This window comes from Blattabacterium cuenoti (assembly GCF_014251795.1).
In the GTDB taxonomy this organism is placed as follows: Bacteria; Bacteroidota; Bacteroidia; order Flavobacteriales; family Blattabacteriaceae; genus Blattabacterium; species Blattabacterium cuenoti_AB.
Genome location: NZ_CP059201.1, coordinates 249,768 through 274,707, shown reverse-complemented (window position 1 = coordinate 274,707; position 24,940 = coordinate 249,768). Strand labels below are relative to the sequence as shown.

Sequence of the window (24,940 nt, the reverse complement as noted above, 5' to 3'; positions counted from 1 at the left end):
ATTATTTATCCAATTGATTTATAATATTTTTTGTAATTTTTATAAATATATTTCTAACATATTCGTTTTCTATAACAACAGGAATTCCTAAGTCTGAACATTCTCGTATATTTTGTAACATCGGAATTTCTCCAAGAAAAAATAAATTCATTTTTTTGGAAAAATCTCTTACTCCATCTTTTCCAAAAAAATAATATTTTTCTTTAGTTTTTTTTGAAAAAACATAAGACATATTTTCTATAATTCCAAGTATTGGAACATAAATCGATCTAATACGAAACATACCTACAGAACGATTAACATCAGACAAGGCTATTTTTTGAGACGTACTAACTATCACAATTCCTTTTAATGGAATCTCTTGCAAAAGAGACAAATGAATATCCCCTGTTCCTGGTGGTAAATCTACAATTAAAAAATCTAAACCACCCCAATTAGTTTCATGTATAAATTGTCTCAAAACTTTAGTAACCATTGGGCCTCTCCAAACAATAGCCTGTCCATCTTTTGAAAAAAAACCTATGGATAAAATTTTAACTCCATAACTAGTAATAGGATTGATAACACCATTTTCATGTTGTAAATTTCCAGAATTATTTTCAATGTGAAACATTAATGGAATAGAAGGGCCGTAAATATCCGCATCTAATAATCCAACATGAAAACCCATTTGAACTAAAGATACAGCAATATTTGTTGCTATTGTAGATTTTCCTACTCCTCCTTTTCCAGAAGCTATAGCAATTATATTTTTTGGTTTAATTTTGATATTGGATTTTATTTCTATTTTTATACGTATTGTATTTAAAATATTTTGATTTTTTATAGAATGAGTAATATCCTTTATGAGTCTATTTTTTATATGCATAGTAGGATTGGATAAAATCAAATAGATTTGGATTTCATTATTTAATAAATCTATTTTTTTTACTAAACCGGATTCTACAATATTTTTATTATCAATCATCATAACATTTTTTAACGCTTTTTCAATTTTATTTTTCATACATAAATAATTATATTCACAATAGTACAAAAAAAATGGCTAGATTTATTGATTATATCAAATGAATTTATACTCTTCTAAATTTCATAAGATCTTTCATACGATGATCATAGTTTTTAGATGGAAATATTTTTTAGAAACTATGTTTTTAAAAAAACTTTATCTTTCAGATAAAGAAAAGATATTTTTTTTATCATTATCAAAAAAACGAAAAAGAGAATTTTTAGGAGTACGTTATGCCTTTAAATATATAGGTATGAAAATGAATATTTTTTATAATGAAAAAAGCAAGCCTTTCCTTTTTTCAGAAAAAAAACATATTTCTATAAGTCATTCTTTTGAAAGAATAGCTATAGCCATAAGTTCTTATCAAATAGGAATTGATATAGAAAAATTACGAAAAAATAAAAAAATAGTGAAAATAAAAAAAAAATTTGTTAGAGATGATGAATCTGTTTTTATTCATCCAAATTATGAAGAAGATTATTTACATATTATATGGGGAATTAAAGAAAGTTTATATAAACTAGAAGGAGGAATTTTCTATAGTTTTTTAAATCATTATAAGGTATCTCCTTTTTGTATTAAAAAGGATTCTTTTGTCTCATGCTGGATTATAAAAAATTCCTATAGTAAACGGTTTTTTGCCTTTTACAGAAAAATAGAAGAATATTACTTAGTTTATGTTATAGACAACAAATGAATTCAATGAATATGATGAATGATTGGATCCATATAGTTTTATCTCCCTATTATCATAATAGTTATTTTCACACAATTTTAGAATTGACTGCTGTCACATTTACAATATTTAGTGTTTTTTTTGCTCAAAAAAATAACATATGGGTATATCCAATAGGAATAGTTAGCACTATTATATATAGTTATTTAACTTTTTTGACTTCTCTTTATGGAGATTTTATGATTAACGTATATTATACGTTGATGAGCTTTTACGGATGGTATACATGGATGTATAAAAAAAAGAAAAATAAAAAAATACCTATTACTTTTTGCAATCAAAAAGATTATTTTAACACCTTTATTTTGTTTTTACTTACCTGTATTTTCAGTATAATGATTTATTATTTTTATGGAAAACTTCAATATCATTATGATTGGATGGATGTACTGACAACGGGTATCTATTTTTCTGGGATGTATCAAATGTCCATAAAAAAAGTAGAAAACTGGATATTTTGGATGGTTGGAAATAGTATTTCCGTTCCTATTTATTTTTTTAAGGGATTCTTCATGACAGGAATTTTATTTATGATTCTTGTTTTATTGGCTATATTTGGATTTTTTATATGGAAAAAAAAAGCGATCAATTGAGTTATAATTTTTTCATTAATTGATTCACAACATCGTTAATGCAATCATATTCTTTTTCTATTCTTTCTTGAATATTTTTCATTCTAATTTTATTTCTTTTGATTTCATTTTTTCCTATACTAATAGCAAATGGAATATTATTATCATTAGCATATCTAAATTGTTTTCCTATTTTATCCGCATGAGGATATAATTGAGTAGAAATTCCTTTTTTTCTGAAAAATTTTATGATTTTGTACGCATATAAAACTTCTTCATTTCCATAATTAATAAATAAAACTCTTGAAGGATAATTATAGATAGTTTGAAACAAGTTTTCTTGTTCCATTGCTAAATAAATTCGATCTAAACCTAAAGAAATTCCGACTCCACAAACATTGTTGTTATTGTTGTTCATTCCAAATAAATTAGCTAATCCATCATATCTCCCTCCTCCTCCAATAGAAATAAAACTCCTATTGTTGAATGGTACAATTTCTAATATTGTTCCTGTATAATAATTCATTCCTCTAGCTAAAGAAAGATTCCATTCTAATTTTGTTTTTTGTAAAGAAATATTTTTTATATTATCATAAATAAAACTTAAATCTTTAATTCCTTTTTTACCTTTTTCAAAATCTTTTAAAGCTAAAGTCAAATACTTTTTTTTATTATAGAAATTTTCTTTCATATCGAAAAAAAATGCAATTTTGTCAAATGATTTAGATGAAATTCCTTTATGAAGCATTTCTTTTTTTACTAAATCTCTTCCAATTTTATTCCATTTATCTAAAGAGGTCGTAAAATATTTCCATAAATTATTTTCTATTCCAGCCATTTTTACTAATCCTTTTAATATATCTCTATGATTAATATAGATAAGAATAGGAAAATTTAGTTTAGTAAAAATTTCGTCACAAAGCTGAATTAATTCTATTTCTTCCCATAAAGACCAAGATAAAGAGATTGTATCTGCATCACATTGATAAAATTCCCTAAATCTTCCTTTTTGAGGTTTATCTGCACGCCAGACAGGTTGTATTTGATATCTTTTAAAAGGAAAAAAAATTTCATTTCTATGCATAACTACATAACGGACAAGAGGAACCGTTAAATCATATCTAAGAGCCTTATTAGATATATATTCAGTTAAGCATTTTGCAACATTAACTGTTTTTTTATCATTTTTTATTTTTTTATAAAAATCTAAAATCCTTTTTTTTAAAAAATTACCTGAATGTAACAACTTAAATATTAAGGAATCTCCTTCCTCCCCATATTTTCCAACAAGAGTGGAAATATTTTCAATAGCAGGAGTTTCTATAGAATAAAAACCAAAAAGTTCAAATTTTTTTCGAATAGTTTGAATTAAATAATTGCGTTTATTCATCTCAATAGATGAAAAGTCTCTGGTTCCTTTAGGAATGTTAAGAAACATTAATTGAATTCTTGATTTGTATTATTTTCTTTTTTACGAATACGATTTTTTAATATTATTTCATTGGATGAAATAGGAAGATCGAAATTATCTTCTAGCATATATTTTTTTTTTATCAAAAAATTTGAATTGATAGATTGATCGAAAATATTTTTTTTTTGATTTGATGAATCTTTTTTATTTTTATAACAAGATTTTTCTAAATGATTTGATTTTGAATAATAAGGATCGATTCGTTTAGAATAAGAATGGTTTTCTTCCATTTTTTTTAATTTTTGTTCATAAGGTTCTTCTAATCTATGAAATATTTTTTTTTCTTCGTGATTAATAACCCGTTGTACATCCGTAGGAAATCCCGTCGCTACTATGGTGACTGAAATGCTTTCTTCCAAACTTTCATCTTCTCCTAAACCCATTATAATATTAGCATTGTTACCTGCTTCAGCTTGTATATAATCACTTATAATTCCTATTTCATCTATAGTAATTTCTATTTTTCCTGAAACAATAAGAAGAAGAACATTTTTTGCTCCCGTAATCTTATTGTCATTTAATAATGGAGAATCCAAAGCTTGGACAACTGCTTCCTTAGCTCTATTTTCTCCAACCGCAATAGAAGAACCCATAACAGCTGTTCCACTTTCTTTTAAAACGGTTCTTGTATCTCTTAAATCTATATTTTGTTTATAATGATGAGTAATGACTTCTGCAATCCCCTTAGCTGCAGTAGTTAAAACTTCATCTGCTTTTGCAAAACCAGCTTTGAATCCTAAATTTCCATATAATTCTCTTAATTTATCATTATTAATAACAATGAGAGAATCCACGTTTTTTCTTAATGCTTCTATTCCTTTTTGAGCTTGTTTTAATCTCATCTTTCCTTCAAAATGAAACGGAATCGTAACGATCCCTACAGTAAGAATTCCTTTTTCTTTAGAAATTCCTGCAATAATTGGAGCAGCACCAGTTCCCGTTCCTCCACCCATTCCTGCTGTAATAAAGGTCATCTTAGTATTAGAATCTAAAATACTTTTTATTTCCTCCAAACTTTCTAATGCGGCTTTTTCCCCTATTTCTGGATCAGCTCCAGCCCCTAATCCTTCTGTAATAGAAGCACCTAACTGAATTTTTATAGGGACTGGATTATTTTTTAATGCTTGTGCATCCGTATTACACGCTATAAAATCTACACCAGTAATTCCTTGTTCAAACATATGACTTAAAGCATTACTTCCTCCTCCTCCTACTCCAATTACTTTTATAGAAGCTGAACGATTTTTTTTCAATCCAAATTGAACGTTTTCTTTTTTTGGTATAAAATCTTCTTTTTTCATTTCATGGTTGATTATTCTGTATCATTCAATATTTGACGGAACTTATCTGCCCAAATTTCAAGAAAAGATTTTGATTTTGGTTTATTTTTTTTCTTTTTATGATCTTCGTCATAATTGAATCTACGATTTTTATTATAAAATTTTGGAGAAATAAACTCATAATTTTCATCATTTTTATGTCCCATATCTGCGTTTGTACAAAGATATTTTTTTTTATCATCAAGTCCTTTAATTATTAATCCTATAGATGTAGCATATTCTGGATGACTAATAATCCCGTTTTCTCCTCCTGAAATGTGTTCATTAGAATAACCTATACGAACATCCATTCCAGTAATATATTCTGTTAATGGACGAATATGATTCAGTTGAGAACCTCCACCTGTCATGACTAATCCTGCAATTAGTCTTTTTTTTTGTTCTTCATTTCCATAATTTTTTATTTCTACATTTACTTGTTCCAAAATTTCACATACTCGTGTATGAATAATTTTTGAAAGATATTTTAAAGAAATTTCTTTAGGATCACGACCCCTTAATCCAGGAATACAAACAATTTCTGTTTCCTTATTTTCTCCTGGCCATGCAGATCCAAATTTTATTTTTAGTAATTCTGCTTGTCGTTCGATAATTAAACAATCCGTTTTTATATTTTCAGTAATGACATTTCCCCCAAAAGGAATCACGGCAGTATGTCGGATAATATTATCTTTAAATATCGCAATATCCGTAGTTCCTCCTCCTATATCCACTAAAGCAACACCTGCCTCTCTTTCTTCAGTACTTAAAACTGCTTCAGCAGAAGCTAAAGGTTCTAAAGTCATTCCAGATAAATTTAATCCTGCAGCTTTGACACATCTTCCAATATTACGTATCGAAGATATTTGTCCTACTACTACATGAAAATTTGCTTCTAAACGACTTCCATACATTCCTATAGGTTCTATTATTTCTGCTTGACTATCTACCTTGTATTCTTGAGGAAGAACATGAATAATTTCTTCTCCTGGTTGCATAACTAGTTTATGAACTTGATCTATTAATTTTTGTATATCATTTTGACTAATGACATTTTCAAAATCTAATCTAGTAATATAATCATTGTGTTGTAAACTTCTAATATGTTGTCCTGCTATTCCAACAATAACTTCTTTGATTTTTAAACCAGAACTATGCTCTGCTTCAGATATAGCTTCACGAATAGCTTCAATTGTTTGAGTTATATTATTTACAATTCCTCTATGCACACCTACACTTTTAGATCTCCCTATGCCTAATATTTCAACTTTATTATATTCATTTCTCCTTCCTACCATAGCTACAATCTTCGTGGTTCCCACATCAAGACCTATAGCTATATCTTGATATTCCATAGACTTATCTTTTTTTTGCAACTATTTGGTCTTTGTATTGTAAATCAATACTTTGATATTGATTAATATCTATTTTATTTAGGTACTGCTTATAAAATGCTTTTAATTTATTCAATTTATTTTTAAAATTTTTTATATTTCCCAATATAATATGATGATTACCGATTTTTGGAATTAAAATAAATGAATCTTTATTATTTTTTTTTATGCTAATAATTTGATTTTTTAATAAATTATCGGAATTTATAAATTTTACTAAATTAGTTAAATGTTTTTTTTCTTCTTTTGAAAAAGGTCCTTTTGCTAAAAGGACTTTTGATGAAAAAAAAGAAGAAAGTTCTAAATCCTCTGCATCTTTAGTAAGATAATATTCTCTTTTTCCATTTTTGATTCTTAATATGGGTTCTTTTTGCAAAATTTTAATATTCAGAGTCCCATCTATACTAAGAAACACTTCAGATTTTTTTATAAAAGGATAATCATTGAGTTTTTTTTCCATTCTCAATATACATAATTGACCGATTTTTTTTTCAATTTTTTCTGTTTTATGGAATAGAATATTTTTAATAATTCTTTCATTTACAAAATGATTTTGATATAAAGGATAAATGATAATATGAAATTTTTTTAAAATTCTGTTTTGATGTGTTTTTTGAGAGAAATAAAAAAGCGAAATGAAACAAATCATATATAGGAATAAAATAAGGATAAAGAATGTTTTATTATTTTTATCCATATTGTTTATTCAACCATTTTTTGATAGGAATAATTAAAGTATCTATATCTCCAGCTCCCATTGTCAAAATAATATCAAAATGTTTTTTTTTAATTTTTTCTAAAACTTTGGCTAAAGTAGATATTTCTTTATAACTTATTCTTATTTTTTCTAATAAATTATTGGAATTAATTCCATTTTTTTTATCTAATTCTCTAGCTGGATAAATGTCTAGTAAAATTAAAATATCAAGATTTTCCAAACTTTTTGCAAAAGATTTTTCAAAAAATTTAGTTCTACTAAATAAATGAGGTTGAAAAATACCCAATATTTTTTTATTAGGAAAACATTTTTTGACAGTAGATATCAAAGCATTAATTTCTGTTGGATGATGTGCATAATCATCTATATATATTTTTTTTGAAGATTGATAATGAATAGAATATCTTCTTTTAATTCCTTTAAATAAAAATAAAGCTTTTCTAATTTCTTTTTGAGTTATTTTAAGATAATCAGATATAGCTAATGCTGCAGTAACGTTTTTTAAATTATGTAGACCAGGAATAGGTAAAGGTAAAGATTTCCATGTTTCTCTTGGAGTATGAAAATCAAAGTACCATTTATTTTTTTTTATATAAAGATGATTAGCATAATAATTATCTTTTTTTATAACGGAATAATATATAGTGTTCCCACATATAAAAGACTCTTTCTTACATTCTTCTTTGCAAAGAAAAATTTTTTTATATGGTTTTTTTATTCTATTGGAAAAAGCAACATAAGCTTTTTTCAAGTCATTTTCTATTGGATAAATATCTACATGATCTTGGTCAAAAGATGTGATACATGCTATATTAGGAGACAAATATAAAAAAGAATAATCAAATTCGTCAGCTTCTACCAAAAAAAATTTTCTTCCGTTTAATACATTATTCAATATCAAATTTGATTGATAATTTTCAGATATCCCTCCTAAAAAAGCAGTAACATTCATTCCTACGCTATATAAAATATGTCCTAATAAGGTGCAAGTAGTTGTTTTCCCATGTGTTCCTCCTATAGCAATACAAATTTCATTTTCTGTAATTAAAGCTAATACTTGAGAACGTTTTTTTATATTTTTTCCATATTTTTTTAAATATGTCCATTGTTTATGATGCTTAGGAATGGCTGGTGTATATACAATCAAACATTCTTTGGATAATATCCATTTCGGTAATATTTCAATATTATCATGATAATTGATGGATATCCCTTCTTTTTCTAATTCCTTTGTTAAAAAAGTTTTATTTTGATCATGACCATAAACAGTTTTTCCCATAGTATTAAAATATCTAGCTAGAGAACTCATACCTATTCCTCCTATTCCTAAGAAATAAAAAAAATTAATTTTTTTTAAATTCATAAAATAATTTGTAAAATTTCGTTTACAATATCATTTGTTGCTTGAGGTTTTCCTAATTTTAATATATTTTTTCTCATTTTGTTTTTCATATTAGAATCATTCACTAATTTGACAACAGAATTCACTAATTTTTTCTCTATATCCTCATTATTTACAATTAAAGCGGCCTCTTTTTCTTCTAATATTTTAGCATTTTTATTTTGATGATCATTTGAAGACCAAGGATAAGGTACTAATATATATGGTTTTCCTATTATACATATTTCTGATATAGTTAAAGCTCCAGCTCTAGATACAATGATATCTGCCGCAGCATAACATATAGGGATATTTTCAATAAATTCCATAAATATGATATTCGAATGATAAAACATTTTATTTTTTTTAATCTTATGAATATCAAATTTTCCTACCTGCCAAATCAGTTGCATATCCAATTCTATTATTTTTTTTAATCCTTTTATCCAAGCATTGTTCATACTATGAGACCCTTGACTTCCTCCTATAGATAAAATAATAGGTTTTGTTTTTTTTAATCCTAAATGAATGCAAGCTTTTTCTTTACTAGGTAATTGCAATATTTCAGATCTAACTGGATTTCCAGTTATGATCGTTTTATCTTTTGGAAAAGATTTTTTTGCTTGTTCATAAGCAATACATATCTTATTCGCATAACGAGAAAATATTCTATTAGTTAATCCAGGAAAAGAATTTTGTTCTTGAATTAAGATAGGTATTTTATTCTTTTTTGCAGCATATAAGGTAGGAAAACTGATAAATCCACCTGTCCCGATAACTATATCGGGAGAAAATTTTTTCATAATTTTATTTGCTAAAAAAAAACTATATATTAGTTGTATAGATAAAATGAAACCAGATATAGAAAGAAATTTATCCTTTCCACCTGAAAGACAAATTTTTTCAATGGGATATCCGAATTTTGGAATCTCTCGCATTTCCATATGATTTTTAGATCCTATAAACAGAATATTAACTTTCGGAAGTTGTTTTTTAAGTTCATTAGCAATAGCTATTCCCGGATATATGTGTCCTCCTGTTCCTCCACTTCCAATAATTATTCTATATGATAAAATATCATGATTCATGATGAATTATATTATAATTTGAGTCATTAGTGGAATTTTTATATATCATTTTACTAACACTTAATATAATGCCAAAACTAAAAAAAGTAACCCACATAGAAGTTCCTCCAGCACTAATTAAAGGTAAAGTTTGTCCTGTTACTGGAAATAAACCAACAGCTATTCCCATGTTAATGAGAGCTTGATTGATAATAGGAAACCCTACAGCAAGAACTAACAAAGAACAAAAATAATTTGTTACTTTCGTAGCTATTATCATAATTCTCATTAGAATTAGTATATAAATAAATAAAAGGATAACACCTCCAACAGACCCATATTCTTCTATTATAATAGCATATATAAAATCTGAAGAAGATTGTGGTAGAAAAGCCTTTAAAACACTTTTACCTGGACCACGACCAAATTTATTTCCTAAAACAATAGCCATTTTAGATTGTTTCATTTGATAACTTTCTTTCGATTCATGATCTAAAAATTTTTCTATACGACTTTTCCATGTATATACCCTATTCATTGGGTTCTTATATCCCCATTTAATAACAGAATAAATATATATTCCAGAAAATAAAATACCCATTGAAAGAACTCCTATAACACTTATAAATGGGTATCCTCCTATAAAAAGCAAAATTAAAACGGATAGAAAAACAATAACAGCAGTAGAACCATTAGCAGGAAAAATTAATCCAATGATAAGAAATATTGGAAATAACAAGGGAAAAAAAGAATTTATAAAGTTTATTTTTTTTTTATTAGCTAAATATCTGGCACAATAAATGAATAGAACTAATCCAGCAATACTAGAAGTTTGAAAAGATATGTTAATAATTGGAATGTGTAGCCAACGAGAAGCATTCACTCCATCTAATTCTTTTCTTTGACTTATAGTGAAAATTAATAAAATGAATACTATAGGCATGGAAAGAATAGACATTCGATAAAAATATTTATAATCTATAAATTGAGTAACAAAAAGGATACAAAATCCAACTAATAAAAAAATAGCATGTTTTAATAAATAACTAAACACTGTATTTGACCCTCCATATGTAGTAACTAAATTTGTACTAGCAGAATAAACTGGTAAAAAAGAAAATATAGCCAACAAAGATATAAAAGCCCATAAATATCTATCTCCTTTTATATATTTATTTAAAAAAAAATCTTTTTTTTTATAAATTTTCATAAATCAGTTTTCTTACTTCTTGTTTAAATTTATTTCCTCTTTCTTGATAGTCTTTAAAAAGATCAAAGCTAGAACAAGCAGGAGAAAATAAAATATTATCTCCATGAGAAGATAACATATAAGCCATATAAACAGCTTTTTTCATATTTTTTGTTTCCAAAATAATATTAATGATATTTTTAAAAGAATTTATAATTTTTTCATTGTTTTGTCCTAAACAAATCATAGCTTTTACTTTTTTTTTAACCAATGGAATTAATTCTATATAGTTATTACCCTTATCTTCTCCTCCTGCTATCCATATTATAGGTGCATTCACACTTTTTAACGCATAAAAAACTGCATTTACATTAGTAGCTTTAGAATCATTAATGAATTGTACTCCATTTATATTGTGTATTTTTTCCATACGGTGTTCTATAGATTTCAATTTTAATAATATGGAAATTATTAATTTTTTTTTTACGTTTAATATTTTTGATATAATCAATGAAGCCATTATGTTATAGAAATTATGATCTCCTATTAAAGGAATATCTTCTATAGATAGAAAATCTATTTCTTCATTTTTTTTATTTCGAATAAATATTTTATGATTTTTTATATAAGCACCTATATGCAATTCTTCTTTTATAGAAAAAGGAATACAATGAGATATAATAGGATATTTTTTTAACCCTTTTCTTATAATTGGATCGTCATGATTGTAAATCAAAATATCTTCTTTTTTTTGAAAAGTCGCTATTCTAAATTTTGAATCAATATAATTTTCAAAATTCTCATATATATTTAAATGATCTCTTGTTATGTTTAATAGTACTGCAATATTTGACCTAAAATTATAACAATCATCTAATTGAAAACTACTCATTTCTAATACGTAAACATCTTTTTTTTTATAACTTCTTTAGAAAAACTACGTCCAATATTTCCTGCAATTCCTACATGTATACCTGACTTTTTCAGTATTTGATAAATAATAGAACAAGTTGTTGTTTTTCCATTACTTCCTGTGATTCCTATGATATAAGAATTATTGATATAACTTTTACCGAATTCCAATTCGGATTGGATGGGAATCCCTAAAGAGTTGATCTTTCTTATCAAAGAATTTTTTTTATAAAAAATTCCAGGACTTTTTATCACTTTCATAGCATTTCGAATAATGAAATTATCCGTATGTCCTTTTTCTTCAAAAGGAATTTGATTTTTTATTAAAATTTTTTTATATTCATCCGTGATAATTCCAGAATCAGATAAAAATATTTTTAATCCATTATTTTTAGCTAATAAAGCTGCCCCTACTCCGCTTTCTCCTCCACCCAATATAACTATGAATTTTTTTTTCATTTTTTTAAATAATTAATAAAATAAATACTAACATAGAAAGTATCATTTGTATGATCACAAAACGATTAAAAATTTTATTTTCATGATATCCTAGTTTTTGAAAATGATGATGTAAAGGAGCCATAAGAAAAATTCTTTTTCCTATGCCATATTTTCTTTTAGAATACCTAAAATACAAGACTTGTATAATTACAGAAATATTTTCTACGAAAAAAATTCCACCTAAAATAGGTAGTATGAATTCTTTTTTATTTATAATAATTAGTGTAGCCATGACTCCTCCTATAGTTAAGCTTCCAGTGTCTCCCATGAAAATTTGAGCTGGATAAGTATTATACCAAAGAAAACTTATTAAAGTTCCTAAAAAAGAAGAAGAAAATATGATTGTTTCTTCTATATGAGGTATATAGATAAAATTAAAATATGAGGAATATATTTTATTACTGGAAATTATAGATAATAAAGATAATGTAACAAAAATAATAGAAGAAATTCCAGCTGTTAATCCATCTATTCCATCAGTTAAATTCGCTCCATTGGATACAAATGTTATAATTATAATAACAATAGGAATAAAAATAGTCCATGTATATTTTTTCCATTTTTTATTATACCAACTCAAAATATTAGTATAATCAAATTCATTATTTTGATATATGGAAGAAAAAAAAGGAATACTGGTTTTTAATTCATATTCTTTTTTTATAGGAAAATTTTTTGATTCTATTTTTTGTTTTTTAATACAATTGAAATACATAGTACTCCCAACAAAAATTCCTAATAGAATTTGACTTAATATTTTACACATTATATTAAGTCCTTTTTTATTATGTTTGATTTTAATATAATCATCTATAAATCCAATACAACCCATATACAATGTAGTCATTATCAACATGAGTATATATACATTATGTAATGTAGAAAATAATATTGTAGAAATTAATGTTGAAAATATCATAACAACACCTCCCATAGTTGGCGTCCCTTCTTTTTCTTTTTGTCCAAAAAGTCCAAGATCTCGTATCTGTTCTCCTATAATACTATTTTTTCGATTCCAACATATAATTTTTTTATATAAAATAAAAGCTATGCAAAACGATAAAAAAAAAGCGATAATCGCTCTATAAAAAATAGAATTGATATTGATAATCAATAAAAAGTATTTCAAAAAATTAATCATCTTACTTAGAGTAAGTTTTTAACAAATTTTTAGCTATTTTCATATCATTAAAATCATAACGTTTTCCTTTAATTTCTTGAAAAGTTTCATGTCCTTTTCCAGCTATTAGAACAATATCTTTTTTTTGAGCAATCTGAATAGCAGCTTGAATAGCTCTTTCTCGTTTTACAAAGGTTAAAATAGATTTTTTTTTGAAAGATGATTCAAAATTTATCATATCATTTAATATTTTATTGATATTTTCATATCTTGGATTATCTGATGTGAAAATAGATATATCACACGCTTCATAAACAATTTTTCCCATCATAGAACGTTTTTTGATATCCCTATTTCCTCCACAACCTATAACACAAATTAATTTTTCATTATTTTTTTTTCTTTTTTTAAGATTATCTAAAATAGATTTTAATCCATCTGGATTGTGTGCATAATCTACAATAATAGAAATGCCAGAACTGGATATAAATTGCTCAAAACGACCTTTGATCGGTTGAACATATTTGATTTTATTAATAATATCATATTTATTTTTTCCCAATAAAATAGCTGTAGCATAACTGGCTAATAGATTATAAATATTAAATTTTCCTATCAAATGAGTAAAAATTTCATGACCATCAATTAATAATTGATTTCCATTTATGCTTTCTTTCAAAATTTGAATTTTAAAATTTGCATTTTTTTTTATTCCATAAAAATAGGTTTTAGCTAAAGTTTTTTTTATGATTTTATGCGAATTTTCGTCATCTAAATTAATTAATGCAAAAGCTTTTTCAGATAAATTTTCAAAAAAAATCCTTTTAGTTAATAAATAATGATCAAAAGATCTATGATAATCCAAATGATCATGTGTGATATTAGTAAAAATGCCTCCTTTGAATAATAATCCTGCAATTCTTTTTTGATGTATTCCATGTGAACTAACTTCCATAAAAGCATACTTACATCCTTTTTGTATTGAAATATTTAAATATTTATTAATTTCAATAATATCAGGGGTAGTATGTGTTGTAGGATATTTTTTAGACAATATTTTGATTCCTATAGTAGAAATAAGAATATTTCTTTCTCCTATTTTAGAAAATAATTGATGAAGTATTGTTGCGACAGAGGTTTTTCCATTTGTTCCCGTAATTCCTATTAATTTTATTTTTCTTGTAGGATGATCATAAAAATTAGATGAGATAATACCTAAAGCTTCCATAGAATCTTGAACTAATATGTATGTGATATTTCTATGAATAAAAGAAGGACTTTTTTCACAAACTATAGTATGAGCTCCTTTTTGAATCGCATCTATAATAAATTTATGTCCATCTGTTATTTTTCCTTTTTTAGCTACAAAAATCATATTAGATTGTACTATTTTTGAATTCATAGAAATTCCTTCTACAAATTTAGAAGTATTTTTTCCTATCATTTTTAACACATGTACTTTTTGTAGTACATCTTTTAAGAATTTTTTCATTCTTCTAATTTCAAAAATATCATCTGATTTTTTTTCAATTTTTTTCCTGGTCGAATAGATTGAGTTAATACTTTTCCTGTTCCTTCATATTCTATATGAAAACCCCTATTTTCCAATATAGGTATGATTTCTTTACCAGGAACAGATACTACATTAGGCATGATCCATTTATCAGTAAAAAAATTTTTTGATTCTCCAATTTTATTGAGTAAATTTTCTTTATTCTTTTTCTTTGTTAAAAATATTTTTCTACCTATTCTTGTGTAGATATATTTAGCTATTTTGTCAAATACAGGAACTGCTACCTCGATTCCGTAATATCCTTTCTCTGGTTTTGAAATGACTACAATACAAGAATATTTTGGATTTTTAGCAGGAAAGTATCCTACAAAAGAACTATTGTAAGATACGGGTTTTCCTTTTTTCCAATAATTTAATTGTGTTGTTCCCGTTTTTCCTGCATAAGGATATTCTGAATTATAATATTTTTTAGCTGTTCCATTTTTTACAACTCCTTCTAACATATTTTGTATTTTCATTAAAGAAGATTTCTCAGCTATAGAAGGAATCATAACAATAGGTTTTGTATATTTTTTTATACATTTTCCATGATGTTTTATCTTTCTAATAAATAAAGGCTTAATCATTTTACCCTGATTTGCAATAGCATTATAAAAAGTAAGTATTTGTAAAGGAGTTAGTTTTATATTATATCCAAAAGTCATCCATGGTAAGGTAATGCTACTCCAATTTTTTTTTCCAGGATCTGGTATAAAAGGCATACTTTCTCCCGGTATGTCTATATCTATTTTTTTATCTAATTTCCATTTTCGTAAGTGTTCTATAAATTTTTCCGGATTTTCTTTATAATTTTCATAAATAATTTTTGCTATTCCCACATTTGAAGAAAATTCTAAAATTTGCTTTGGATTCATTTCAACATGTCCACTGTAATGACTATCCCGTATTTTTTCTCCTCTTAATTTCATGACTCCACCTTGAGTATTGACAATCATATCTACATCTATTTTTTTATCTTCAAGAGCAGCAAGAATAGCCATAGTTTTAAAAGTTGATCCAGGTTCACTTCCTTCCCATACTGCAAAATTTCTTAAATCTTCATAAGTATTTTTTTTAGTTTTTTCTAAATTGATCATAGCAGGAATTTCTCCACTTTTTACATCCATCAAAATTACACATCCATGATCTGCTTGAGAAATAGATAACTCTTGAAGTAATGCATGATAGGCGACATCTTGTAAATATATATTTATTGTTGAATAAACGTCTTTTCCATCTTCTGGATTAATTTCGTTTTCTGATTTCAATGGTTTCCATATTTTCAAACTAATACGTTGTTCTAATCTTTTTCCATCCTTTCCTTTCAAATATTTGCTAAAAGCTCCTTCTAATCCGGCTTTTCCTCTATGATCATCATATCCTAATGTTCTTTTTCCAATATTTTCCAATGGATGAATTCGACATATCTTTTTTTCTACAATGAACCCCCCTCGTATTTGTCCTTTATTGAAAATGGGAAAATTTTGTAATATTTTAAAATGTGGATAATCTAAATTTTTTGCTAATAAAAAATATCTATTCCCCCTTTTTTTTTCATATCGAAATTTTTTATAGAAAAAAAATTTGGGTTTTTTAAATAGAAATTCTAAAGAATTACATAATGAATAAACATTTTCTTGAAATAATTTTTCAGATATAGACCTAAAATCAATGTGAATATCATATCTTACAATAGACATTGCTAAAATACTATTATCTGATGCATAAATATTTCCACGTTTAGCTTTAATTAAATTGGTTCTAATCGTTTTTTCTATAACAGATTTTTTGTATCCTTCTGAATAATAATAATTTTGAATATAAAATAAATTGAAAATAATTAATGCGGCAATAAATATGAATAAAAAACCAATTAAATAAGACTTATATAATAGAATATATCTTTTTTGTTTCATTTTTTTTGGAGATAATCCACATCTTTTTTATCTATGATTAATTCATATGGAGGAGAGTCTAAATCTTTTAATTCATTCACTAATTTTTTTTTTATAAAAGAAGCTAATTGTATTTTCATACATTTACTATGTAAATCTGCGTATTCAGATTTTAATTCTTTTATTTCTTCACCAAGAAGAGTTATTTTCCGAATTTTTCTATCCATTATATGTGAACTAGTAATGCTAATCAAAGATAGTGTAGTAATAAAAAAAATAAAATTCCAAATACGATAAGCATTTTTTTTTACTAAAAATTTTCCTTTCAGAATATCTTGTATTTTTTTTTTCATTTGATATTATTTTTTAAGTTTTTTCTGCAATTCTTAATCTAGCGCTCCTAGATCGTGGATTATTTATGATTTCTTGAAAACTAGGTTTAATGACTTTTTTATGTATCATTTGGAAAGGAAGAGTTTTAAAATTTACTTTATTTATTATAATTCCTTTTTTAAAAAAATATTTAATAATTCTATCTTCTATAGAATGATATGAAATCACGGCAATTCTCCCTCCTGGTAATATAATTTTAGAAGATTCTAATAAAAAATCCTTTAAAACATTTATTTCATTATTAACTTCTATTCGTATAGACTGGAAAAGTCTAGCAAAAAATCTTTTTTTATTTTTAAACGATCCTTTTATAGAGAAAAGACGAATTAAATCCAAAGTAGTTTTAATATTTTTCTTTAAACGTTTATTAAATATTTTATCTGCAATTTTTTTTGCATTTTTTAATTCACCATATTCATAAAATATATGAAATAACTTTTTTTTTGAACATTCATTTAGAACATTTTGAGCAGAATAAAAAGATTCTTGATTCATTCTCATATCTAAAACACAATCGAATCGATTCGCAAAACCTCTTGTCGGATTATCTATTTGCAAAGATGAAATTCCCAAATCTACTAATATTCCTGATACTTTATTTATACAATTTTGATTCAAAACATTACGTATATGAATGAAATTTTTGTGAAATAAATGAAAACGTTTATCTTGAATACAATTTTTTTCGATAGATTCCTTATCCTGATCCAAAGCGATTAGAGTTGCTTTTTTATTTAATTTTTTTAGTATAGCATAAGAATGTCCTCCTGTACCGAATGTAGCATCTACATAAACTCCATTTTGATCTGTAATTAAATTTTTTATACTTTCTTTTGTAAGAACTGGCTTATGCCGATATTGAAAATTCATTTTTATATAGATATATATAGGACGAAATTATATTTTATAAATACTATATGTCACATATATCACTTAAATTTTTAAAAATTTTTTCAAATGAAATTTGACTTAATTAAAACGGATACTTGTTCAAAAGCAAGAATAGGAATTTTAGAAACAGATCATGGGCAAATAGAAACACCTATTTTTATGCCAGTAGCTTCAAAAGGTTATGTTAAATCTGTTCCAAATCATGAACTTTATAAAATATCTAAAATAGTTCTTGGAAACACTTATCATTTACATTTTCAACCCGGTATTGAAGTATTACGTCAAGCAGGAGGTATTCATTCTTTTCTAAATTGGAAAGGATCTATATTAACAGATAGTGGAGGTTTTCAAATTTTTTCAATGAAAAAATTAAATAAAAATACTGAAAATGGAGTTGTATTTAAATCTATTTTAGATGGATCCTTTCATTTTTTTGATCCTGAAAAATCTATGCAAATTCAACGTATTATAGGTGGAGATATTATTATGGCTTTTGACGATTGTACTCCTTTTCCTTGTAGTTATCAAGAAGCTGAAAAATCTTTAAAAAAAACGCATCGTTGGTTAAAAAGATGTTATTATTATTTACGAAATAATCCAGAAATATATAATTATAAGCAAAGTTTTTTTCCTATTATACAAGGAAGTATTTATACGGATCTAAGAAAATATTCTGTAGAATATATTTCCTTATTAAAAGCTGAAGGTTATGCAATAGGTGGATTAAGTTTAGGAGAAGAAAAAGAACAAACACATAGTGTGATTAATTTATTAACAGATCTTTTACCTAAAGAAAAACCTAGATATTTAATGGGATTAGGTTATCCTGTAGATATTTTAGAAGGAATAGCTTTAGGAATCGATATGTTTGATTGTGTGATTCCTACAAGAAATGGACGTCATGGAATGCTTTTTACGTGGAAAGGAATCATGAATATCAAAAACAAAAAATGGGAAAAAGATTATTCTTGTTTAGATGAATTTGGGAATTCTTATGTTGATCAATTATACAGTAAATCTTATGTCAGACACCTTTTTTTATCTAAAGATAATTTAGCAAAGGAAATTGCTTCCATTCATAATCTTTCTTTTTATTTTCATCTTATTCAAGAAGCGAAAATTCATATTCTACATAATAAATTTTTTTCTTGGAAAAAATCTATAATTCCTTTATTACAAGAACGTTTATAATATGAAAATTATTGATCGTTATATTATTCGTAATTTTATTGGAACTTTTGTATTTATTACGATTTCTATTCAATTTTTATCTGTAATTATAGATATTTCTCAAAGAATGCATCGTTTAGAAAATAATCAAGGATCAATTAAAGAGGCTTTAATTGATTATTATCCTTTTTGGTCCATATGGTTAATTAATACTTTTTCTCCTATTTCCGTTTTTTTATCTGTTATTTTTTTCACATCAAAATTAACCCATAATTCAGAAATTATGGCCATTTTATCAAATGGTATTAGTTTTATGAGATTGACATTCCCTTATTTGACATCAGCTATTATGATAGGAATTGTATCTTTAATACTAAATTATTATTTTTTACCTATAGCTAACAAAAAAAAAAACAAATTCCATTATCAATATTTATTAAGTGCAAAATACAAAAATAAATATGAAAATAATCAAACAATAAGTGCTCAAATTTCAAAAAATGAGTATATTTTCATTCGAAATTTTTCAAAAAAAAAAAACATAGGTAAAGAATGTGTATATCAAAGATTTAATGGGAAAAAGTTAATCCACATTTTAAAATCTAAGAATATTTTTTGGTACAAAAAGTATAAAATATATATTTTTCTTTCTTATGAAGAAACTATCATAAAAAAAAATCATGATTTTTTTATGATAGGAGATTATAAAATTAAGAAATTACCCATAACTCCAGAACAACTATTACCGGAGGAATATATAGCAGAAACTATGAATATTCATGAATTGAAAAAATTTATTGATATGGAAAAAGACAAAAAAAACATGAATATGCATTTAAATGAATATTATCAAAGAACAAGTTTACCTTTTTCTACTTTAATATTTACTGTTTTAGGACTATCCATATCTACAAAAAGAAAAAAAGGAGAAATCGCCTATAACCTGATTATAGGAATTGCGTTAGCCTTTTTTTATATATTTTTTGTAGAAATTAACAAAATATATTCTAACAAGGATTATATACCCTCTTTTTTAGCTGTTTGGTTTCCAAATTTAATTTATGGAATAATTACAATATTTTTTTATTGGGATAGAAATAGAAATTAATTCATTTCAAATCCTGCTATATATACTTGTCCGTTTTGTTTAATAGATTTGATTGTCACATCGCCTGAATACTTTTTCAAAATTTTATCAACATCATTAGGTTTTTTCATTTTTACTCCATTAATAGATAAAATGATGTCTCCTTCTTCCAACCCTATAGAACTTAAACGACCTGTTCTGATTTCTGTGATTATAATTCCATAATTAATTCCAAAATCTTTTTTATACTCTTTACTTAATGGTTCAAATTTTGCCCCTAATAATTCAGAAGGAGAAATTTCTTCTTTAGTTCTTATTTTTATTCTTCCCTGCAAATCTTTTAAAACAACGGTAAAAGTTTTTGTATTTTTATTACGTACAATATTCACTTTAACTTTATCACCTGGATGTTTAGTTCCAACAATAAATGATAAATCTGCAACATTTTGTATAGGTTTTCCATCTACACTTTTTATAATATCTCCTTTTTTCAAACCTGCATCAGCTGCTCCACTGTTTTCAAATACTTCTCCTATTAAAAAACCCTGTTGTGATTTTATATTTTGATGTGTTTCTCTATTATAAGCTTTTAAATATTCGGTTTTAGAAAGATCCATACCTCTGACTCCTAAGTATGCACGTTGTACGGTTCCGTATTTTTTTATGTCTTGTATCACTTTTGCTACCAAATTAGAAGGAGCAGCAAAACTATATCCTATAAAATTTCCTGAAGCAGAGGAAATAGCTGTATTAATTCCAATTAATTCCCCATTAGTGTTAATTAAAGCTCCACCACTATTACCAGGATTTACAGCTGCATCAGTCTGAAAAAAAGATTCAATAGCTGATTGTGATTGTGTTTCTCCTCTTAATATACCCAAACTTCTATTTTTTGCACTTATGATACCAGCTGTAACAGTCGAGTTTAAATCAAAAGGATTTCCTATAGCTAAAACCCATTCTCCAACTTGTACTTTATTAGAATCAGAAAAGTAAATAAAAGGCAAATTTTTTTCATTAATTTTTAATAAAGCCATATCTGTGCTAGGATCTGTTCCTATTAACTTTGCTTTATAAGTTCTTTGATCATGTAGAGTGATTTCTATTTTATCTGCATCTTTTATAACATGATTATTAGTCACAATATATCCATCAGGAGATATGATTACCCCAGATCCATGAAGTCCAGGAATATCATTATTTTTTTGAGGTTTTCTTCCTCTATTTCCAAAATCATCAGGAAATCCAAAGAAAAAATCAAATGGATCAAATTGATTGGTGTATTTTTTTGAATAATTTTTTACATTGACTACTGTATGTATGGTTTTTGATACGATTCTGGTAAAATCAGGTAAACCACCAGAACTAACCAATGATGAAGAATTTGATGAAGCAGAAGTAAGTTTTGTTTTTTCTGATGTATATGGAAAAGGTAAAAATTCTTCTCTTACATATTGTTTATATGCAGAAATAGTTATTATTGAACTCATAACACTGCTTAACACAATATAAAAAACTATTTTTTTCATATCATATAGTAAAAATTATTAAAACAAATATATTAAAAAATAATATTAACTTCGTTATTTAATTTATGAAATTAAGTTTTTATAAATATCAAGGAACAGGAAATGATTTCATACTTCTAGATTATAGAAAAGAGGGGATGGGGAATCCTTTTTTATTCAAAAGATTGTGTGATAGACATTTTGGAATTGGGGCTGATGGAATTATTTTCATTAAAAATGATAATAATAGTGATTTTTATATGAAATATTGTAATTCTGATGGGATCGAAAGCACAATGTGTGGAAATGGAGGAAGATGTGCAATTTCTTTTGCTCATAAGTTAGGGATAAAAAAAAAAGAGGATAAAATTTATTTTCGAGCTATGGATGGATATCATGTTGGATTCATAAATAATCAGAATTTAGTTTCTATAAATATGCTTAACATAGATAAAAATGCAATAGAAATTCATTCAGAATATGTTTTTTTAAACACTGGATCTCCACATCATATTCTATTCGTAGAACATGTAGCAGAAAAAGACGTATATAAAGAAGGAAAAAAAATAAGATCTCAAAGTACTTATTTAGAAGAAGGAGTCAATGTTAATTTTGTGGAAATACTTGAAGATCAAACTTTAAAAGTACGAACTTATGAGAGAGGAGTTGAAAATGAAACTTTATCCTGTGGGACAGGAGTAGTCGCTTCTGTTATTGCTGCATGCGAAACTAATAAAATAAAAAATGGTGTTGAAAATATTTTGGTTAAAACTCTTGGAGGTAAATTATGGGTTTCATTCAAAAAAACAAAAAATGAATATCAAGAGATTTACTTAACCGGAAATGTTCAATTTATATTTGAAGGATGTATTACGATTTGAATTTAATTTAAAAAAAAGAATGAGTCATTATTCAATTAATAGTAATTCTATTGAATTTCTTGAAAAATATTTGAATGAATTTTCTCCAACGGGAGATGAGAGTAAAGGACAAAAAATATGGATAAACCATATTAGTTCTTATGTAGAAAAAATTCAAACTGATTTATATGGAACAGCAGTAGGAATTATCAATTATAATTCTCCATATAAATTGATTATTGAAGCACATGTTGATGAAATATCATGGTACGTTAATTATATTACAGAAGAAGGATTGATATATGTATCTCGTAATGGAGGATCTGATCACCAAATAGCTCCATCTAAAAGAGTAATCATTCATACAGAAAAAGGATTTGTACATGGAGTTTTTGGATGGCCTGCTATTCATACAAGAAAACCTTCAGAAGAAAAATCTCCTAATATAGATAATATATTTGTTGATATTGGTGTTTCAAGTAAAAATGAAGCGATGAAAATGGGCGTTCATCTAGGTTGTGTTATCACTTATCCCGATAAGTTTTTTATTATGAATCAAAATTATTTTGTATCTAGAGCATTAGATAATAAAATAGGAGGTTTTATTATAGCGGAAGTAGCAAGAATGCTAAGAGAAAATAAAGTTGATTTAAATTTTGGATTATACATAGTCAATTCAGTTCAAGAAGAAGTAGGATTAAAAGGAGCTAAAATGATATCTCAAACCATACAACCTAACATAGCTATTGTGACGGATGTGACACATGATACTTATAGTCCTATGATTGATCAAAAAATACAAGGAGATGTAAAATGTGGATTGGGCCCTGTTATTGGATATTCTCCTTCAATACACAAAAATATTAGAGAATTAATTATTCAAACTGCTATGAATAAGAAAATACATTTTCAACGTTTAGCATCATCTAGATATACAGGAACGGATACAGATGCTTTTGCTTATTCCAATAGAGGAGTATTGTCTGCTTTAATTTCCATTCCTCTTAAATATATGCATACCACAGTAGAAATGGTTCATAAAAATGATGTAGAAAAAGCTATATTACTGATTTTTGAAACTTTACAAGAAATTAATAATAAAAATAAAAAATTTTTTATTGATTAAATCGAAATTGAATGATATCTCCATCTTGAATGAGATAATTTTTTCCTACTAAAAATATTTTTCCTGCTTTTTTCACATTTTCTTCGGACCCATATTTAATAAAATCATCATAATGAATCACTTTTGCTCGAATAAATCCTTTTTTAAAATCTGTGTGAATAACTGAAGAAGCTTCATAAGCTGTACATGTACTAGGAATAGACCAAGATCGAATTTCTTTTTTACCTACTGTAAAAAAACTCTGTAAGTTTAATAACTTATAAGTTTTTTTTAATATTTGGTCAACTTTTATACAATTTTTTTTCAATGATAAAATTTCCAAAGGAGCATTCTCCATTTTTACCATTTCTTTAATATTTTCTATATGTGAATTAGTTTTTATATCCAGTTTTTCATCTATATTACATACATAAATTATAGGTTTCACAGTTAATAACTGTAAATCTTTTATATATTCTTTTTCATATTTTTGAAATGGATACGTTCTAACATTTTTTCCTTTTTTTAAAAAAGAAAGAATTTTTTGTAGTATCTCTATATATTTCTGATTTTTTTGATTTATTTTTTTTAATCTTTTTTCTATTGTTTCTAGATCTTTGAACTGTAATTCCATATCAATGATTTCTTTATCTCTAATAGGATTCACAGACCCTTCTACATGAAGGATACTTATGTCGAGAAAGAAACGTATTATGTGTATAATGACATTTGTTTCACGAATGTGAGATAAAAATCTATTTCCTAATCCTTCTCCTTTATGCGCTCCTTTAATTAAACCTGCTATGTCTATTATTTTTATTTCGGATGGAATTATTTTCTCAGGATTAATAATTCTTTTGAGTTCGTATAATCTTTGATCTGGAACTTTTGTGATTCCATAATTTGGTTCTATGGTACAAAAAGGAAAATTTTCTGATAAAGCTTTAGAATTAGAAATTCTGTTAAAGAATGTCGATTTTCCTGTATTTGGTAGACCTATAATTCCACATTTCATTTATATGAAGTTTAACATGAAAATTACAATTTTTTATGAAAAAGAAATATTATTTTATAAAAATTTAATTTT

General features: G+C 25.7%; 21 protein-coding genes and 1 pseudogene. 6 read left to right on the top strand and 16 right to left on the bottom strand.

The features are described 5' to 3' along the window. Position 1: 1 nt before the first annotated feature. Positions 2-1,006, bottom strand: a complete 1,005-nt coding sequence (locus tag H0H55_RS01315) for an Mrp/NBP35 family ATP-binding protein (protein ID WP_185861505.1) — start codon at positions 1,004-1,006, stop codon at positions 2-4. Between the two features lie 103 nt (positions 1,007-1,109). On the opposite strand from H0H55_RS01315, the gene H0H55_RS01310 reads away from it, so the two are divergent. Together H0H55_RS01310 and pnuC are read left to right on the top strand one after the other, a co-directional pair. After that, the gene (locus H0H55_RS01310; protein ID WP_238784178.1) at positions 1,110-1,709 is read left to right on the top strand and encodes a 4'-phosphopantetheinyl transferase family protein; all 600 of its coding nucleotides are present in this window, start codon (positions 1,110-1,112) and stop codon (positions 1,707-1,709) included. Next, positions 1,706-2,341, top strand: coding sequence for a nicotinamide riboside transporter PnuC (gene pnuC / locus H0H55_RS01305; RefSeq protein ID WP_317168411.1), 636 nt, complete (start codon positions 1,706-1,708; stop codon positions 2,339-2,341). Before H0H55_RS01310 ends, pnuC begins: the two co-directional genes overlap by 4 nt. A gap of 1 nt (position 2,342) precedes the next feature. Here pnuC and hisS read toward each other — a convergent pair whose 3' ends face one another. The 13 genes and pseudogenes from hisS to rsmH all read right to left on the bottom strand — a co-directional run bounded on the left by hisS (position 2,343) and on the right by rsmH (position 18,102). Beyond that, on the bottom strand, positions 2,343-3,758 hold the full coding sequence (gene hisS, locus H0H55_RS01300; RefSeq protein WP_185861503.1) for a histidine--tRNA ligase: 1,416 nt from the start codon (positions 3,756-3,758) through the stop codon (positions 2,343-2,345). Beyond that, the gene (ftsZ, locus tag H0H55_RS01295; protein WP_185861502.1) at positions 3,758-5,092 is read right to left on the bottom strand and encodes a cell division protein FtsZ; all 1,335 of its coding nucleotides are present in this window, start codon (positions 5,090-5,092) and stop codon (positions 3,758-3,760) included. Before ftsZ ends, hisS begins: the two co-directional genes overlap by 1 nt. Before the next feature lie 11 nt (positions 5,093-5,103). Beyond that, positions 5,104-6,465 carry a cell division protein FtsA gene (gene ftsA / locus H0H55_RS01290; protein WP_185861501.1) on the bottom strand — a complete coding sequence of 454 codons (1,362 nt, stop codon included), beginning with the start codon at positions 6,463-6,465 and terminating at the stop codon, positions 5,104-5,106. Between the two features lie 4 nt (positions 6,466-6,469). Continuing rightward, the gene (locus H0H55_RS01285) at positions 6,470-7,153 is read right to left on the bottom strand and encodes a cell division protein FtsQ/DivIB (RefSeq protein ID WP_238784177.1); all 684 of its coding nucleotides are present in this window, start codon (positions 7,151-7,153) and stop codon (positions 6,470-6,472) included. A 40-nt stretch (positions 7,154-7,193) separates the two neighbouring features. Continuing rightward, complete coding sequence (murC, locus tag H0H55_RS01280) at positions 7,194-8,585, bottom strand: UDP-N-acetylmuramate--L-alanine ligase (protein ID WP_185861499.1); 1,392 nt, start codon at positions 8,583-8,585, stop codon at positions 7,194-7,196. Next, positions 8,582-9,691, bottom strand: coding sequence for an undecaprenyldiphospho-muramoylpentapeptide beta-N-acetylglucosaminyltransferase (gene murG / locus H0H55_RS01275; RefSeq protein ID WP_185861498.1), 1,110 nt, complete (start codon positions 9,689-9,691; stop codon positions 8,582-8,584). Before murG ends, murC begins: the two co-directional genes overlap by 4 nt. After that, the gene (locus H0H55_RS01270; RefSeq protein WP_185861497.1) at positions 9,681-10,880 is read right to left on the bottom strand and encodes an FtsW/RodA/SpoVE family cell cycle protein; all 1,200 of its coding nucleotides are present in this window, start codon (positions 10,878-10,880) and stop codon (positions 9,681-9,683) included. Before H0H55_RS01270 ends, murG begins: the two co-directional genes overlap by 11 nt. Then, positions 10,867-12,230, bottom strand: a pseudogene (gene murD / locus H0H55_RS01265) (UDP-N-acetylmuramoyl-L-alanine--D-glutamate ligase). Before murD ends, H0H55_RS01270 begins: the two are co-directional and overlap by 14 nt. Before the next feature lie 4 nt (positions 12,231-12,234). Then, complete coding sequence (mraY, locus tag H0H55_RS01260; protein WP_185861496.1) at positions 12,235-13,413, bottom strand: phospho-N-acetylmuramoyl-pentapeptide-transferase; 1,179 nt, start codon at positions 13,411-13,413, stop codon at positions 12,235-12,237. 1 nt (position 13,414) lies between these two features. Beyond that, the gene (locus H0H55_RS01255; RefSeq protein ID WP_185861495.1) at positions 13,415-14,884 is read right to left on the bottom strand and encodes a UDP-N-acetylmuramoyl-L-alanyl-D-glutamate--2,6-diaminopimelate ligase; all 1,470 of its coding nucleotides are present in this window, start codon (positions 14,882-14,884) and stop codon (positions 13,415-13,417) included. Continuing rightward, positions 14,881-16,860, bottom strand: a complete 1,980-nt coding sequence (locus tag H0H55_RS01250; RefSeq protein WP_185861494.1) for a penicillin-binding protein — start codon at positions 16,858-16,860, stop codon at positions 14,881-14,883. Before H0H55_RS01250 ends, H0H55_RS01255 begins: the two co-directional genes overlap by 4 nt. Then, complete coding sequence (locus H0H55_RS01245) at positions 16,857-17,192, bottom strand: FtsL-like putative cell division protein (protein ID WP_185861493.1); 336 nt, start codon at positions 17,190-17,192, stop codon at positions 16,857-16,859. The genes H0H55_RS01250 and H0H55_RS01245 overlap by 4 nt, the downstream gene beginning before the upstream one ends. 13 nt (positions 17,193-17,205) lie before the next feature. Next, entirely contained in the window at positions 17,206-18,102 is an 897-nt protein-coding gene (gene rsmH / locus H0H55_RS01240; protein ID WP_185861492.1) for a 16S rRNA (cytosine(1402)-N(4))-methyltransferase RsmH, read from the bottom strand. Between the two features lie 87 nt (positions 18,103-18,189). Here rsmH and tgt point away from each other — a divergent pair, with 87 nt between their 5' ends. Together tgt and H0H55_RS01230 are read left to right on the top strand one after the other, a co-directional pair. Beyond that, positions 18,190-19,314 (top strand): tRNA guanosine(34) transglycosylase Tgt, encoded by a 1,125-nt coding sequence (gene tgt, locus H0H55_RS01235; RefSeq protein ID WP_185861491.1) that lies wholly within the window; start codon positions 18,190-18,192, stop codon positions 19,312-19,314. A 1-nt stretch (position 19,315) separates the two neighbouring features. Beyond that, on the top strand, positions 19,316-20,401 hold the full coding sequence (locus H0H55_RS01230) for an LptF/LptG family permease (RefSeq protein ID WP_185861490.1): 1,086 nt from the start codon (positions 19,316-19,318) through the stop codon (positions 20,399-20,401). On the opposite strand, the gene H0H55_RS01225 is transcribed toward H0H55_RS01230, so the two are convergent. Further along, the gene (locus H0H55_RS01225) at positions 20,398-21,909 is read right to left on the bottom strand and encodes a Do family serine endopeptidase (protein ID WP_185861489.1); all 1,512 of its coding nucleotides are present in this window, start codon (positions 21,907-21,909) and stop codon (positions 20,398-20,400) included. The two genes, H0H55_RS01230 and H0H55_RS01225, sit on opposite strands and share 4 nt — an antisense overlap. Before the next feature lie 65 nt (positions 21,910-21,974). On the opposite strand from H0H55_RS01225, the gene dapF reads away from it, so the two are divergent. Together dapF and H0H55_RS01215 are read left to right on the top strand one after the other, a co-directional pair. After that, positions 21,975-22,769 carry a diaminopimelate epimerase gene (dapF, locus tag H0H55_RS01220; RefSeq protein WP_185861488.1) on the top strand — a complete coding sequence of 265 codons (795 nt, stop codon included), beginning with the start codon at positions 21,975-21,977 and terminating at the stop codon, positions 22,767-22,769. Between the two features lie 19 nt (positions 22,770-22,788). After that, a complete protein-coding gene (locus H0H55_RS01215) occupies positions 22,789-23,874 on the top strand; it encodes a zinc-binding metallopeptidase family protein (RefSeq protein ID WP_185861487.1) in 1,086 nt (361 codons plus the stop codon). On the opposite strand, the gene H0H55_RS01210 is transcribed toward H0H55_RS01215, so the two are convergent. Beyond that, complete coding sequence (locus tag H0H55_RS01210) at positions 23,864-24,868, bottom strand: redox-regulated ATPase YchF (RefSeq protein ID WP_185861486.1); 1,005 nt, start codon at positions 24,866-24,868, stop codon at positions 23,864-23,866. The genes H0H55_RS01215 and H0H55_RS01210 overlap by 11 nt on opposite strands. Between the last annotated feature and the right edge of the window lie 72 nt (positions 24,869-24,940).

Bases quoted from the DNA above. Each gene is read 5' to 3' on its own strand.
- H0H55_RS01255 (WP_185861495.1), bottom strand. From the start codon at position 14,884: ATGAAAAAATTCTTAAAAGATGTACTACAAAAAGTACATGTGTTAAAA.
- H0H55_RS01245 (WP_185861493.1), bottom strand. From the start codon at position 17,192: ATGAAAAAAAAAATACAAGATATTCTGAAAGGAAAATTTTTAGTAAAA.
- ftsZ (WP_185861502.1), bottom strand. From the start codon at position 5,092: ATGAAAAAAGAAGATTTTATACCAAAAAAAGAAAACGTTCAATTTGGA.
- H0H55_RS01250 (WP_185861494.1), bottom strand. From the start codon at position 16,860: ATGAAACAAAAAAGATATATTCTATTATATAAGTCTTATTTAATTGGT.
- ftsA (WP_185861501.1), bottom strand. From the start codon at position 6,465: ATGGAATATCAAGATATAGCTATAGGTCTTGATGTGGGAACCACGAAG.
- H0H55_RS01230 (WP_185861490.1), top strand. From the start codon at position 19,316: ATGAAAATTATTGATCGTTATATTATTCGTAATTTTATTGGAACTTTT.
- H0H55_RS01225 (WP_185861489.1), bottom strand. From the start codon at position 21,909: ATGAAAAAAATAGTTTTTTATATTGTGTTAAGCAGTGTTATGAGTTCA.
- tgt (WP_185861491.1), top strand. From the start codon at position 18,190: ATGAAATTTGACTTAATTAAAACGGATACTTGTTCAAAAGCAAGAATA.
- pnuC (WP_317168411.1), top strand. From the start codon at position 1,706: ATGAATTCAATGAATATGATGAATGATTGGATCCATATAGTTTTATCT.
- H0H55_RS01285 (WP_238784177.1), bottom strand. From the start codon at position 7,153: ATGATTTGTTTCATTTCGCTTTTTTATTTCTCTCAAAAAACACATCAA.
- murG (WP_185861498.1), bottom strand. From the start codon at position 9,691: ATGAATCATGATATTTTATCATATAGAATAATTATTGGAAGTGGAGGA.
- H0H55_RS01210 (WP_185861486.1), bottom strand. From the start codon at position 24,868: ATGAAATGTGGAATTATAGGTCTACCAAATACAGGAAAATCGACATTC.
- H0H55_RS01315 (WP_185861505.1), bottom strand. From the start codon at position 1,006: ATGAAAAATAAAATTGAAAAAGCGTTAAAAAATGTTATGATGATTGAT.
- H0H55_RS01310 (WP_238784178.1), top strand. From the start codon at position 1,110: ATGATCATAGTTTTTAGATGGAAATATTTTTTAGAAACTATGTTTTTA.
- H0H55_RS01215 (WP_185861487.1), top strand. From the start codon at position 22,789: ATGAGTCATTATTCAATTAATAGTAATTCTATTGAATTTCTTGAAAAA.
- mraY (WP_185861496.1), bottom strand. From the start codon at position 13,413: ATGATTAATTTTTTGAAATACTTTTTATTGATTATCAATATCAATTCT.
- hisS (WP_185861503.1), bottom strand. From the start codon at position 3,758: ATGTTTCTTAACATTCCTAAAGGAACCAGAGACTTTTCATCTATTGAG.
- rsmH (WP_185861492.1), bottom strand. From the start codon at position 18,102: ATGAATTTTCAATATCGGCATAAGCCAGTTCTTACAAAAGAAAGTATA.
- H0H55_RS01270 (WP_185861497.1), bottom strand. From the start codon at position 10,880: ATGAAAATTTATAAAAAAAAAGATTTTTTTTTAAATAAATATATAAAA.
- dapF (WP_185861488.1), top strand. From the start codon at position 21,975: ATGAAATTAAGTTTTTATAAATATCAAGGAACAGGAAATGATTTCATA.
- murC (WP_185861499.1), bottom strand. From the start codon at position 8,585: ATGAATTTAAAAAAAATTAATTTTTTTTATTTCTTAGGAATAGGAGGA.